The organism is Thalassospira sp. MBR-102 (assembly GCF_040549275.1).
GTDB classification, from domain to species: Bacteria; Pseudomonadota; Alphaproteobacteria; order Rhodospirillales; family Thalassospiraceae; genus Thalassospira; species Thalassospira xiamenensis.
On record NZ_JBEPTC010000004.1, the window covers coordinates 67,084 to 79,442 of the forward strand.

At 56.4% G+C, this 12,359-nt stretch carries 14 protein-coding genes; 9 read left to right on the forward strand and 5 right to left on the reverse strand.

From position 1 onward, the window contains the following. Positions 1-162: 162 nt before the first annotated feature. The 4 genes from ABIE64_RS09090 (at position 163) to ABIE64_RS09105 (ending at position 4,220) form a co-directional block, all read left to right on the forward strand. Positions 163-1,653, forward strand: coding sequence for an alkaline phosphatase (locus tag ABIE64_RS09090; protein ID WP_354377208.1), 1,491 nt, complete (start codon positions 163-165; stop codon positions 1,651-1,653). Between the two features lie 65 nt (positions 1,654-1,718). Continuing rightward, positions 1,719-2,159: a hypothetical protein gene (locus ABIE64_RS09095; RefSeq protein WP_354377209.1), complete on the forward strand. Its 441-nt coding sequence runs from the start codon at positions 1,719-1,721 to the stop codon at positions 2,157-2,159. After that, entirely contained in the window at positions 2,137-2,874 is a 738-nt protein-coding gene (locus ABIE64_RS09100; RefSeq protein ID WP_354377210.1) for an ABC transporter ATP-binding protein, read from the forward strand. Before ABIE64_RS09095 ends, ABIE64_RS09100 begins: the two co-directional genes overlap by 23 nt. Further along, a complete protein-coding gene (locus ABIE64_RS09105) occupies positions 2,871-4,220 on the forward strand; it encodes an FtsX-like permease family protein (RefSeq protein WP_354377211.1) in 1,350 nt (449 codons plus the stop codon). Before ABIE64_RS09100 ends, ABIE64_RS09105 begins: the two co-directional genes overlap by 4 nt. Before the next feature lie 53 nt (positions 4,221-4,273). On the opposite strand, the gene ABIE64_RS09110 is transcribed toward ABIE64_RS09105, so the two are convergent. Continuing rightward, a complete protein-coding gene (locus tag ABIE64_RS09110) occupies positions 4,274-4,813 on the reverse strand; it encodes a YHS domain-containing (seleno)protein (RefSeq protein ID WP_223305196.1) in 540 nt (179 codons plus the stop codon). A 206-nt stretch (positions 4,814-5,019) separates the two neighbouring features. Between ABIE64_RS09110 and ABIE64_RS09115 the strand changes: the two genes are divergently transcribed. Next, a complete protein-coding gene (locus ABIE64_RS09115; protein WP_114094824.1) occupies positions 5,020-5,403 on the forward strand; it encodes a VOC family protein in 384 nt (127 codons plus the stop codon). A gap of 23 nt (positions 5,404-5,426) precedes the next feature. Here ABIE64_RS09115 and ABIE64_RS09120 read toward each other — a convergent pair whose 3' ends face one another. Then, a complete protein-coding gene (locus ABIE64_RS09120; protein ID WP_354377212.1) occupies positions 5,427-6,251 on the reverse strand; it encodes a carbon-nitrogen hydrolase family protein in 825 nt (274 codons plus the stop codon). A gap of 198 nt (positions 6,252-6,449) precedes the next feature. Between ABIE64_RS09120 and ABIE64_RS09125 the strand changes: the two genes are divergently transcribed. The 3 genes from ABIE64_RS09125 (at position 6,450) to ABIE64_RS09135 (ending at position 9,373) form a co-directional block, all read left to right on the forward strand. Next, positions 6,450-7,121 carry a GntR family transcriptional regulator gene (locus tag ABIE64_RS09125; RefSeq protein ID WP_063094860.1) on the forward strand — a complete coding sequence of 224 codons (672 nt, stop codon included), beginning with the start codon at positions 6,450-6,452 and terminating at the stop codon, positions 7,119-7,121. Between the two features lie 80 nt (positions 7,122-7,201). After that, on the forward strand, positions 7,202-8,011 hold the full coding sequence (locus ABIE64_RS09130) for a phytanoyl-CoA dioxygenase family protein (protein ID WP_063094858.1): 810 nt from the start codon (positions 7,202-7,204) through the stop codon (positions 8,009-8,011). Between the two features lie 24 nt (positions 8,012-8,035). After that, positions 8,036-9,373, forward strand: a complete 1,338-nt coding sequence (locus tag ABIE64_RS09135; RefSeq protein WP_354377213.1) for an NAD(P)H-dependent oxidoreductase — start codon at positions 8,036-8,038, stop codon at positions 9,371-9,373. An 81-nt stretch (positions 9,374-9,454) separates the two neighbouring features. Here ABIE64_RS09135 and grxC read toward each other — a convergent pair whose 3' ends face one another. The 3 genes from grxC to ABIE64_RS09150 form a co-directional block, all read right to left on the reverse strand. Then, on the reverse strand, positions 9,455-9,733 hold the full coding sequence (gene grxC / locus ABIE64_RS09140) for a glutaredoxin 3 (protein WP_354377214.1): 279 nt from the start codon (positions 9,731-9,733) through the stop codon (positions 9,455-9,457). A gap of 105 nt (positions 9,734-9,838) precedes the next feature. Next, a complete protein-coding gene (locus ABIE64_RS09145; RefSeq protein WP_354377215.1) occupies positions 9,839-10,609 on the reverse strand; it encodes a ComF family protein in 771 nt (256 codons plus the stop codon). A gap of 77 nt (positions 10,610-10,686) precedes the next feature. Then, a complete protein-coding gene (locus tag ABIE64_RS09150) occupies positions 10,687-11,583 on the reverse strand; it encodes a LysR family transcriptional regulator (RefSeq protein ID WP_354377216.1) in 897 nt (298 codons plus the stop codon). 141 nt (positions 11,584-11,724) lie between these two features. Between ABIE64_RS09150 and ABIE64_RS09155 the strand changes: the two genes are divergently transcribed. After that, positions 11,725-12,342: a glutathione S-transferase family protein gene (locus ABIE64_RS09155; protein ID WP_354377217.1), complete on the forward strand. Its 618-nt coding sequence runs from the start codon at positions 11,725-11,727 to the stop codon at positions 12,340-12,342. The last annotated feature ends 17 nt before the right edge of the window (positions 12,343-12,359 follow it).

Below are 12,359 nucleotides of genomic sequence, written 5' to 3' on the forward strand. Positions count from 1 at the left end.
AGTTCTTGAAGATTCGAGCCCCAAAATACATTCACCCGAACATTGTAACCTATCAATCACATTAGCTTCACCAAACCGCCCCTTATCGATCTTAAAATGAGAACCATTCGCTGCATAGCAGAGTGCAGCCGAATATTCCGTTCGATAAGGGAGAACATCGAAATGAAACGCCTTCTTGTCGCTTCCGCACTGGCTGGTGCCATGTGTGCGAACGTTGCTGTTGCCGCTGACATGCTGCCGCAGGCCAATGATCCGTATTTCGTCGCCGCCCAGCAGACCCTGCAGCAGAAACTGCAACAGCAGGCCAACACCAACCGCGCCAAGAACATCATCCTGTTCGTTGGCGACGGCATGAGCATCCCGACCGTTACCGCAGCCCGCATCTATGAAGGCCAGAAGCGCGGTGTCGACGGCGAAAGCAACAGCCTCGTTTTCGGTCAGTTCCCGAACGTTGCCCTGTCCAAAACCTACACCCATGACGCCCAGATCGCTGACTCGGCCCCGACCGCATCGGCCATGATGGCAGGGGTCAAAATGAATAACGGCACCATCGGCGTCAGCTCGGACGTTGTCCGTGGCGATTGCAAGGCACAGCTTGCCCATCCGGTCAAAAGCCTTGCCGCACAGGCCGAAGAACAGGGCATGTCGACCGGTGTGATTTCCACCGCACGCCTGACCCATGCAACCCCGGCGGCAACTTATGTTCACACATCCGACCGTGACTGGGAAAGTGACAGCGACCTCTCTGACGCGGCCAAAGCGGATGGCTGCAAAGACATCGCAGCCCAGCTGATTGAATGGTCGGCGGGCGACGGGTTGGAAGTTGCCTTTGGTGGCGGTCGCCGCATGTTCATGGACAAAACCATGGAAGACCCGGAAGACAAGGGCAAGATGGGCCAGCGTTCCGACGGTCGCGACCTGACCAAGGAATGGGTTGATGCCAAGGGTAAAGGCGCGTCCTACATCTGGAACAAAGAACAGTTTGATGCGATCGACGTTGCATCGGCAAAGCATGTTCTGGGTCTGTTTGACCGCTCGCACATGGAATATGAAGCCGACCGCGCCAAAGATGCGGCTGGCGAACCGAGCCTGGCCGAAATGACCGGCAAGGCAATTGATATTCTGTCGAAAAATGACAAGGGTTACTTCCTGATGGTTGAAGCCGGTCGTATCGACCATGCCCATCACGAAGGCAATGCGGCCCGCGCGCTTGAAGACACCGTCGCACTGAACGACGCGGTCAAGGAAGCCATGGGCAAGGTCAATCTTGACGATACCCTGATCATCGTCACGGCCGATCACTCGCACACCATGACCATTTCCGGCTATTCCAGCCGTGGCAACCCGATCCTTGGCGTTTCAGAGGAAAAGGGCGACGACGGCAAACCTTACACTACCCTTGGCTATATGAACGGCCCGGGTGCGCTTAAGGACGAAGTCCGTGCCGACCTGACCAATGTCGACACCACCGACATTGACTTCCTTCAGCAGGCACTGGTCCCGATGAGCAGCGAAACCCATGCTGGCGATGATGTTGCCATCTTTGCCAACGGCCCGTGGTCGCACCTGTTCAGCGGTGTCGTTGAACAGAACTTCATCTATCACGTCATGTCCTATGCCTCGAAAATCGAAGACCGCATGGCTTCGAAATAAGGCTTGCGTCTGATACCGCCGACCGCAGCGAACTGCGGTCGGCATTTTCTTTGATGGAGATTTCCATGATCGTCGGACGCCGCACATTCATTGCAGGTGCAGCCGCCACCGCCGGGATGCTGATCGCCCCGCCGGCCTTTGCACACGACCGGATCAAAATTCCCGATATTTACAAAACCCAGAACGAATTTTCCGGTCAGGCCAAGACATTCGCCAAAGATAAAAGTCGCATCGAAATTACCGGCTTCATGGCTCCGCCACTTAAGGCGGAGGCATCCTTTTTCGTACTGACCCGTCGCCCGATGTCAGTTTGCCCGTTCTGCGAAACATCCGCCGACTGGCCGGTCGATATTGTCTTTGTCAGAACCCGCGAAAGGGTCGACGCCGTCGCCTTTAACCGCATGATCGTCACGAGCGGCATTCTCGAGCTCGGCGAAGCCAAAGATGAGGAAACCGGATTTGTCAGCCTTGTCCGACTTGTCGATGCAGAGTTCGAAGTCCTCTAAGCCCGGCGCAGATCAAAGCGCGTCGGACCTGTTGCGGATTTCGGATATTGAACTGCGCTATCATCGCAATACAGCCCCGGTCATCAGCCTGCCATCCCTTGCCATCCATCAGGGCGAGGTCGTCGGCATTTCCGGCCCGTCGGGGTCGGGGAAGTCCAGCCTGCTTTATCTGATCAGCGGCCTTTTGCGTCCGACAGGCGGCAATATCATCTGGAACGGAACCGATATCACCAGCCTGTCAGAAGGCGCATCTGATCGCTGGCGCCGCCAATCGATCGGTTTTGTCTTTCAGGATTTCCACCTGATCGATGAAGTCAGCCCGCTTGAAAATGTTCTGATCCCGGCAAGCTTTGCCGGATGGCGCATTCCACCAGAAACCCGTAAACGCGCCTATGATCTTCTTGATCAGGTCGGCGTTCCGATGGCGCGTAAAAGCACATCGGACCTGTCGCGCGGCGAACAGCAACGCGTGGCGATTGCACGTGCCCTTCTGTTTGATCCGCCGATCATCCTTGCCGATGAACCAACCGCAAGCTTGGATGACGCAGCAAGCCAGATCGCAACTGACATTCTGTTTTCGCTTGCCGGATCAAACCGCACCCTGATCACCGTCAGCCACGACCGCGACGTGATTGATCGCTGCGCGCGCATCCTGAAATTCGACAAGGGCCATCTTGTGGATGATGCGACCACCAACCGGGCGGAGGGCGCATGAACCCGTTTCCCATCGTCATTGCAAGCCTGCGCCGCCACTGGATCATGAATATTCTGTTCGTGCTGCTGATCGCGGTTGCGGTTGCCATTGGTGTCGGCATTACCGCACAGGAACGTGCACTGCGCCAAGGTAGCGCCAAGGCCGCCGACAAATTCGACATCCTTATCGCCGCCCCCGGCAGCCAGACCGAAATCGTCATGAACACGATTTTCCTGCGCCATAGCGCGATCAATCTACTCGATGGTCAACACTGGGCCAGCTTGATGACCGACCCGCGGGTTGAAATCGCCGCCCCGCTTGCCTTTGGCGATAGCTGGCAGGATTACAGCATTGTCGGATCGACCCCGCAATTCGTGGCCTATCTGTCGGACGGACTGGCAAGCGGCCATATATTTGAAAACATCGAACAGGCCGTTATCGGTGCTGCCGTCCCACTTGAAATAGGCGATGAATTCGAGCCCAGCCACGGTCATGGTGCCGAAGCCGAGCTTGAACATCATCACGGCGTTCATCTACAAGTCGTCGGCAAGATGAAGCCCACCGGAACCCCGTGGGATAGTGCGATCATCGTTGCCGTCGAGCAGGTCTGGGATATCCATGCCCTGCCAACCGGCCATGATGAAGACGAAGATCACGACCATAGCGGTGCCGCAGAAGAACATCATGACGAACATGAAGATCATGATCATGACGAAGCAGCGGAACATCACGACGAGGATCACGAGCACGAACACGAACACGAACACGAACACGAACACGAACATCAGGTGATGGACCATATCGGCCCGCCCTTTGATGCCGATGCCCTGCCCGGTGTTCCGGCACTGGTTGTCCGCCCCAAAAGCGTTGCAGCCGCCTATACGCTGCGTGCCGATTACCGGACAGACCACAGCACCGCCTTCTTCCCGGCCGAGGTTCTGGTGGAAATGTATCGCCTGCTGGGCAATGCCGGTTCGGTGATGCGTGCCATGGCACTGGGATCACAGGGACTGGTCGTTGCCGCCATTCTGGCCGCGATCCTGGCCATGATGCAGCTTTATCGCAAACAATTCGCTGTCCTGCGCGCTCTTGGCGCACCGCGCAGCTATGTGTTTGGCGCGATCTGGTCCTATGTCTCGATCCTTGTCGTGATCGGTGCCATTGCCGGTCTTGGACTTGGCTGGTTTGTTGCCCAATCGGTTTCTACCGTCTTTACGGCCGAAACCGGTATGGCGTTACAGGCAACAATTTCAGGCTCAGAACTATCGCTTGCCGGTGGCTTTGTCCTGATTGGTCTGATCCTTGCCACGGTTCCGGCCTTCCTGCTTTATCGGCGACCAGTCGTCGAGGCCTTGCGCAACTCATAAAAAACGCCCCCGACAGACCAAATCTGCCGGGGGCGTTTCATCCTGAGGTCACCTTACTTCACCGGGGCTGTCCCGTCATAGGTGCCGTCATTATCGCTGATCGCCTTCCAGCTTTTATCCGACGCGTCCTTGGCTTCAAGCGACGTCCAATTACCTTCGGACTTGTTGATATTCCCACTGATATCGCTGGCCCAGAAACCAGCCACCGTCGGCGTGATGTTCAGATAAAGCGCCCCGTCGACAATCCGCCAAAGGTTCGGGTTTGCCGGAACCTTGCCCCCCTGTGCGATGCCATAGGCACAATGCCCGTCATATTTCGGCGCATATTTTGCTGGATTGGCAACGAACATTTCGCGATGCTCCTCGGATGCAAACGCCCATGTCGCACCATTGTAATTGGCGGTAATATCGGCACGACCCGGCACCGCACGTGGCTGTGCCCCGCCCGGCTCCGCCTGTTTCAGATCGAAATAGGCCACCGGATCATACCCGCTGATCGCAAAGCCGGTTTCATCAACATATTGCTCCCCGGCAAAAGCCGCCCCTGACGCCGCTACCATCACGCACGAGGCCAGTAAAATACGCTTAAGCATGACCATAAAACTCCGTTTGCTGTCTTGATGATCACAGACTGCAAAAAGCGCCCCCAAAGGTAAAATGACGTTGCGACACTGTTTCGTGAAGCCGCGTGACCAATGGCGTCCAAAATCGAGCTGATCACGAATTTTCCTATTGACCTCAACTTAAGTTAAGGAATTACACAGAAAACAGTTGAGAGAAAAACATAAAGGAGATCACCATGAGTGATGCTTTTTTGGAACATGTGAATTTCACCGTCGCTGATCCGGCCAAAACGGCTGCACAATTATGCAACTGGTTTGGCTGGCATGTGCGCTGGAACGGTCCGGCAAAGGATAACGGCATCAGCTATCATGTCGGCAGTGATACAAGCTATGTCGCCGTCTATTCCGGCGGAACACCGGTAAGTTCGGACGAAAATTCCTATCGCACGCTGGGTGGGATGAACCATGTCGCCATCGTGGTTGACGACCTTGATGCCACCGAAAAGAAAATCCTCGCCAGCGGCCTTAAAACCCACAATCACGCAGATTACGAGCCCGGCCGCCGGTTCTATTTCCACGATGAAAACGGCATCGAGTTCGAGGTGGTCAGCTATCGCTGACCACCTGCCAGACGGCGCTTAAATCAGCACGGTTTATACGCCCGGTCATTATGAAGCGACGGCACCATCCGCCGAATGTCTTCGACCCGGTCCAGATCGATCTCGGCGGTAACAAAGCCGGGATCGGTCCCCGCATCGGCAAGAACCTCGCCCCACGGATCGATAATAAGCGAATGGCCGAATGTCTGCCGGTTGCCCGGATGATCGCCGCACTGTGCGGCTGCAATCACATAACAACCATTTTCAATCGCGCGTGACCGCAACAGATTGTGCCAGTGCGCCTGCCCGGTCGTGCGCGTAAACGCCGCCGGGATCGACAGAATCTTTGCCCCCGCCTTGGCATAATCACGGAAAAGCTGCGGGAACCGGACGTCATAGCAAATTGCGATGCCGATATCGCCGATATTGGTTTTGGCAAGCCGTGCCTGATCGCCGGGGCGGAATGTTTTACTTTCGCGGTAACTTTCCCCATTCGCCAGATCGACATCAAACATATGGATCTTGTCATAGGATGTGATCACCGCCCCGTCCGGGCCGATCACAAAGCAGCGATTGGCAACCCGGTCTTCGCCCGGCACCTTCACATGCAATGACCCGACAATCAGGGTCGATTTCAGTTCTTCGGCCAGATCGCAGAAAAATGTAAGGGCCGGATGATCGGCCTCGTCAAAGGCGGCTGTCCGCACCTTTTCCCCGCCAAACGACATCATCGAAACATTTTCCGGAAACGCAATAAGCGTCGCCCCCGCCGCATGGGCATCGCGCGCATAGGTCGCGGCACGCGCAAGGTTGTCGCTCATATTGTCACGCGCATTGACCTGGACACAGGCAGCAATGAAACGGGCCATGACATCGTCTCCTTATCGTTGTTCTGCGATAATCATGGAACGCGATCAGACCACGGACAATACACAATTGGGCTATCGCGCCACCAAAACAGTGTTTTAATCTGAACACACAACCACAGAGTCATTTTTTTTCGATTTGATCTTCCAATGGTTAAATTTAGCGTATACAGTATTCCACATGCGAAAGAAGGATTGAAGATGGAACCGCTTTCCGGTCGTAAAAGTCTGACTGACGAAGTGCATGATCGCTTGGTCGATGCCTTGTGTTCCGGTGCTCTCCCTCCCGGAACGCCTTTGCGTCAGGAAGCCTTGGCCGAGGAGCTCAATGTCTCGCGGCAGCCAGTGTTGCAAGCTCTGGGGTTGCTGCGTCGTGATGGACTGGTGGTACCGATGGGACGGCGCGGATACCGCGTTGCGCCGGTCGATGCCAAACTGGTCGAGCACGTTTATGACTTGCGCGAAGCGTTTGACGGGCTTGCCGCCCGTCTGGCGTCAAAATCCCCGGAAGACGAACGGAAATCGGCCCTGCGGGCTGCCATCCAACAGGGACACCACGCCCTGGACAGCAATACCACCGCAGACCTTGTTGCAGCCGACGTCGCGTTTCATCAAACGATCTATCGCCTGTCGGGCAATCCCCTGTTGCCCGAGGCATCAGCCGCAATCTGGCTGCAGGTTCGGCGCGTCATGCACGCCGACCTGCAAACCGGAACCGGTCGGGACCCTGTCTGGACCGAACATCAAGCCATCGCCGACGCGATCTGCGCCGGCGATGGCGCGGCGGCCCAACAATTGGCAATTGCACATACACGCAATGCCGCAAACCGCCTGATCACGCACATGAAAGAAACTGCAAAGAAAAACAATTGAATCGCCTGGCGCATAAACCGCCCGAACCGGGCACAAGGTCGCACAACAAAAACCAAAATCTTGCGACACGGAGGAACGTCATGAAACTCAATGAAGCGGCACTTGCCGAATTTCGCGAACAGGGCTTTGTCTTTCTACCGGAACTTTTCTCTCGCGAAGAAGCCGCCCTTCTTCTGTCCGAAGCCCGCCAGATTTATGCATCCGACCGCGAAGAAGTCTGGCGCGAAACATCGGGCGTCGCCCGCACGGCTTTTGCCGCCCACACCTATAACGAAGCCCACCGCCGCCTTGGTGCCCATCCCCGCCTGATCGAACCTGTGGAACAGTTCCTTGATGAACAGGTTTACATGCATCAATACAAAATCAACGCCAAGGCTGCCTTTGATGGCGCCGTCTGGCAATGGCATCAGGATTACGGCACCTGGCAGCGCGACGATGAAATGCCCGAACCGCGCGCGTTCAACATCGCCCTGTTCCTCGAAGACGTCACCCCGGCAAACGGCCCGTTGCTATTCATCCCCAAAAGCCACAAGGCCGGCGTACTCAAAGCCGGTCACGATCTTGAAACCACCTCCTATCCGCTTTGGACCCTGGATCGAGAAACCGTGACAAAGCTTGCTGCCGAAGGCGGCTGTGAAGCCCCGATTGGGCCTGCCGGATCGGTTGTGATGTTCCACGGCAACCTTGTCCATGCAAGCCCGCCCAATATCAGCCCGTTTGACCGCACCATTGTTTACCTTAGCCTGTGCGCGGTTTCGAACCATATCCGGGCGTTTAATCGCAAACCTTGGATCGCGCATCGCGACTTCACCCCGATCACACCGCTTGCCGATGATTGCCTTGACGAACTGGTTGCCAAACAATCGTCCGCCAAAAGTTCCGCGGCCTGATCGCCCGGCGACGGAGTATTTCAAATGAACCTTGATGCAAAGCTGCGCAAACGTGCCGCAGACGGCAATCCCGTTCGCGTCGGCATTATCGGTGCAGGTAAATTCGGCTCGATGTTTTTAAGTCAGGCCGGACACCATCCGGGCTATCACGTTCTCGGGGTCGCAGACCTGAGCGCGACCCGCGCCAAAGAGGCCCTCGACCGTGTCGGCTGGCCAAAGGAACGCTATCAGGCAACCGATCCGGACAATGCGCTTGAAAACGGCACCACCTGGATCACCGAGGATGCCGATGCCCTGATCGAAGCCAACGGCATCGAAGTCATCATCGATGCCACCGGCAGCCCCGCAGCCGGTATCCGCTATGGTCTGAAGGCCATCGAATATGGCCGCCACCTTGTCATGGTCAATGTAGAGGCCGACGTTCTTGCTGGCCCCCTTCTGGCCCACAAAGCCGAACAGGCAGGCCTTGTCTATTCCATGGCCTATGGCGATCAGCCCGCCCTGATTTCGGAAATGGTTGATTGGGCGCGTGCCGTCGGCCTTGATGTCATCTGTGCGGGTAAAGGCACCAAATATCTGCCCGCCTATCACCATGTCACGCCTGATGATGTCTGGACCCATTATGGCCTGACACCGCAACAGGCCAAGGCGGGTGGGATGAACCCGCAGATTTTCAACAGCTTCCTTGACGGCACCAAATCCGCCATCGAAATGGCCGCTGTTGCCAATGCCTGTGATCTGGTGCCACAGGATATCGGCCTTCGCTTCCCGGCCTGCGGGGTCGATGACCTGCCACGTCTGCTCTCACCACGCGAAACCGGCGGATTGCTTGATCGCAAGGGCACGGTTGAAGTGGTTTCAAGCTTGGAACGTGATACCCGCCCGGTGTTTCGCGATCTGCGCTGGGGCGTTTATGTCACGTTTGAAGCCCCCAGTGACTATGTCAAACGCTGCTTCTCGGAATATGGTCTTCTGACCGATCCGACCGGGCAATATTCCGCGATGTATAAACCCTATCACCTGATCGGGCTGGAACTGGGCATTTCGGTCGCCTCTGCCGCCCTGCGCCACGAGGCCACCGGCTCACCGCGCGCATGGTCGGGCGATGCGGTTGCCTTTGCCAAACGCGACCTTCGCGTCGGTGAAAAGCTCGACGGGGAAGGCGGTTACACGGTCTATGGCAAACTGATGCCCGCCCGCATGTCAAAGGCCCAAAATGCCCTGCCCATCGGCCTTGCGCACCACCTGACACTCAACCGCAATATCGCAATTGATCAGGTCGTGACATGGAACGATGTCGATTTCGACCCCACCGATCCCGCCATCCGTTTCCGCAAGGAAATGGAAGACACCTTTGGCTAACGAACTCTCTCTGTCGCGTCACCAAAACGAAAACCCCGGCCACATGGACCGGGGTTTTCAATGTGCAGGGCGATGCCCCAATCAGGCCGACAGCTTGCTGTCCAGGCCGCCCTTGGCGTTCAGCGCCATCAACTCGTCGCAACCGCCAATATGTTCGTCATTGATGAAAATCTGCGGCACGGTGTGTTTGCCATTCGTACGATCCATCATTTCCTTTTTGCGACGCGGTTCCATCATCACATCGATCAATTCGTATTTGGCACCCTTTTCTTCCAGAAGCTTGCGGGCACGCTTGCAATAGGGGCACCATTCGGTGGCATAAACTTCGACTTTTGCCATCTGGTCATGTTCCTTTTTCATTGGGTCGTTATCGGTGCTATGGCGCATATTTTCACGGCCTTGCACCAGAATACGACCGGCAATCCGTCCTGTATGGGCGTTCTATAACAGATATTTTGCGACGCGTCATCGGACCACCCGTGCAACTGTGATCACATCGACGTGCATGGCTCCGGCGCGCTTTAAAATCCGCGCGCATGCATTGGCCGTCGCCCCGGTGGTCAGCACATCATCAATCAAAACCACGCGCGCCCCCGAGAGCCCGATCCGCTTTGCGATCCCGTCATCGACACCGAACGCACCGCCGACTTCGCGCTTGCGCGACGACGGCCCCAAACCGCCTAGACTGCGCGTTTTTCGCAACCGCCGCAGCACCGTGCCATGCCATCCAATGCCGGTCTGGCGCGACAGACTGGCGGCCAACAACCCAGACTGATTATATCGCCGCATCAAAAGCCGGGTACGATGTAACGGCACCGGAAGAATGATATCCGCATCTGCCCAGAAATCCCGCCCTGCCTGCACCAGCCAGCGACTTAAAAGCGGCGTCAGATCGGTGCGATCCCCGTGCTTGAACCGTAAAAGGTAATCACGACTGGCGTCGTCATAAACCAGTGCCGCACGGGCCCGATCAAACGCAGGCTTTTTACGCAAACATTCGCCGCACAGGATGCCATCGCCCGCATTGTCTTCAGCGGCAAGCTCGAACGGATAGCCGCAACACGCGCACAGTGGATCGGAAATAAACCGAAGCCCGATCCAGCAATCAGCACAGACCGCATGCACTGTATCGGTAACCGCACCGCATCCACCACAACGCGGCGGCAAAACGGTGCGCAAACCGATCTGCATGACATTGCCGACAATACGCCCAATCTCTGCCGGTAAAATCCCCACTCGATCTTCCCTGCCCATGCATCGTCATCGATCACAAAACACCCGATCCTATCACGCAAGATGATTGAAACGATGCGCTAATTGATACGCTTATCCGCACGCAGACGATCCACCGCCAGGTCAATAAAGGCGCGCACCTTGGCCGGTGCATGGCGGCCTTCGGGATGGACGATATGAATGGGGATCGGTTCGGGCTCATAATCGCGTAAAACGACTTCAAGCGATCCTGCCTCAATCGACGGTATCGCCTGATAAGACAACAGGCGCACCAGCCCCCATCCGTCAATCGCCGCCTTGCGCGCGGCTTCAATCGAATTGGTTTGCAATCGTGCACTGACCGAAAGACTGGTTTTCTGATCGCCGCCAAACTGCCAGTCCAGTGGTGCCGATGATCCGGTTGATGCAACAACCCTGTGCATCCCGATATCTGCGGGTACCTGTGGCCTGCCGTGGCGATCAAAATAATCGGGGGACCCGCAAATGATACGCCTAACCGTCCCGACCTTGATCGCGCTCATTGATGTATCGGCCATATGCCCGATCCGAAGAGCAAGATCGATGCCTTCCTCGACAATATTGACGATGCGATCAAACAACAGTACCCGACCGCGCATTTCGGGATACTGATCGAGGAATTCGGTCATTACCGGAAATACATACATCTGACCGAACAGAACCGGGGCCGTGATGGTCAAGGTCCCGCTGGGTCTGGCATAGGCACCGCCTGCCGCGGCTTCGGCTTCTTCCAGGTCGCCAAGCAATCGTTTGCAATCGTCATAATAATGTGCACCCGGTTCGGTCAGGGAGACAGACCGTGTTGTCCGGGTCAGCAGCCTTGCGCCGGTGATATCCTCAAGGAAGGCCACCGCACGTGTAACCGCAGGCGGGCTTGATCCCAATTCCCGTGCCGCAGCGGCAAAGCTTTGTGCTTCGACAACGCGCACAAAAATCCTCATCGCCTGAAATCGGTCCATGGTGCTTTTCCTGCTCCGCCAACACACAATTCCACTTTATGGAATAATGAATTCCCCGAAAACCATATTCCGCAAATCAGAGGAAACAATCACAGTAGGCAGCATCGCATCAACCTCATATTCGAAGAAGGATTTGGAACAATGAAGCTGCATTATTTTCCCCTCTCGGGCCATGCCCACCGCGCCCACCTGTTTCTAAGCCTTCTGGGCGTTGACCATGATGTCGTCACGGTCGATCTGCCCAATGGCGCGCATAAATCGCCGGAATTCCTCAAACTGAACCCGTTGGGTCAGGTACCGGTTCTCGAAGACGGCGACGTCGTGATTGCCGATTCCATCGCCATCATGACCTATGTCGCCAAGAAACGCGGCGCGACCGACTGGCTGCCCGAAGATGCCGAAAGTGCCGCCAAGGTTCAGAAATGGCTTTCGGTCGCGGCGGGGCAAATTGCCTATGGCGTCTGTGCTGCCCGTCTGCTCACGGTGTTTAATGTACCGTTCAATCCCGACGAAGTCATTGCACGCGCCCATGCCATTCTGGCCCAGATTGATGACGCGCTTTCGGGCAAGGACTGGATCGAGCTGGGCCGTCCAACCATCGCCGATGTCGCCCTTTACAGCTATATCGCCAATGCGCCCGAAGGCAATGTTGACCTTGCCCTCTATGGCAATGTGCGTGCCTGGCTAAAACGGGTCGAAGCCCTGCCCGGTTTTGTGCCGTTCGAACAAACGGTTGCCGGACTAAGAACGGCAATCTGACAAAACCATCCTTCCCC

Excerpts from the sequence above, each read along its gene's own strand:
- ABIE64_RS09095 (WP_354377209.1), top strand. The coding sequence starts at position 1,719 with ATGATCGTCGGACGCCGCACATTCATTGCAGGTGCAGCCGCCACCGCC.
- ABIE64_RS09150 (WP_354377216.1), bottom strand. The coding sequence starts at position 11,583 with ATGGACCGATTTCAGGCGATGAGGATTTTTGTGCGCGTTGTCGAAGCA.
- ABIE64_RS09130 (WP_063094858.1), top strand. The coding sequence starts at position 7,202 with ATGAAACTCAATGAAGCGGCACTTGCCGAATTTCGCGAACAGGGCTTT.
- ABIE64_RS09125 (WP_063094860.1), top strand. The coding sequence starts at position 6,450 with ATGGAACCGCTTTCCGGTCGTAAAAGTCTGACTGACGAAGTGCATGAT.
- grxC (WP_354377214.1), bottom strand. The coding sequence starts at position 9,733 with ATGAAAAAGGAACATGACCAGATGGCAAAAGTCGAAGTTTATGCCACC.
- ABIE64_RS09115 (WP_114094824.1), top strand. The coding sequence starts at position 5,020 with ATGAGTGATGCTTTTTTGGAACATGTGAATTTCACCGTCGCTGATCCG.
- ABIE64_RS09105 (WP_354377211.1), top strand. The coding sequence starts at position 2,871 with ATGAACCCGTTTCCCATCGTCATTGCAAGCCTGCGCCGCCACTGGATC.
- ABIE64_RS09155 (WP_354377217.1), top strand. The coding sequence starts at position 11,725 with ATGAAGCTGCATTATTTTCCCCTCTCGGGCCATGCCCACCGCGCCCAC.
- ABIE64_RS09090 (WP_354377208.1), top strand. The coding sequence starts at position 163 with ATGAAACGCCTTCTTGTCGCTTCCGCACTGGCTGGTGCCATGTGTGCG.
- ABIE64_RS09110 (WP_223305196.1), bottom strand. The coding sequence starts at position 4,813 with ATGCTTAAGCGTATTTTACTGGCCTCGTGCGTGATGGTAGCGGCGTCA.
- ABIE64_RS09100 (WP_354377210.1), top strand. The coding sequence starts at position 2,137 with ATGCAGAGTTCGAAGTCCTCTAAGCCCGGCGCAGATCAAAGCGCGTCG.
- ABIE64_RS09135 (WP_354377213.1), top strand. The coding sequence starts at position 8,036 with ATGAACCTTGATGCAAAGCTGCGCAAACGTGCCGCAGACGGCAATCCC.
- ABIE64_RS09120 (WP_354377212.1), bottom strand. The coding sequence starts at position 6,251 with ATGGCCCGTTTCATTGCTGCCTGTGTCCAGGTCAATGCGCGTGACAAT.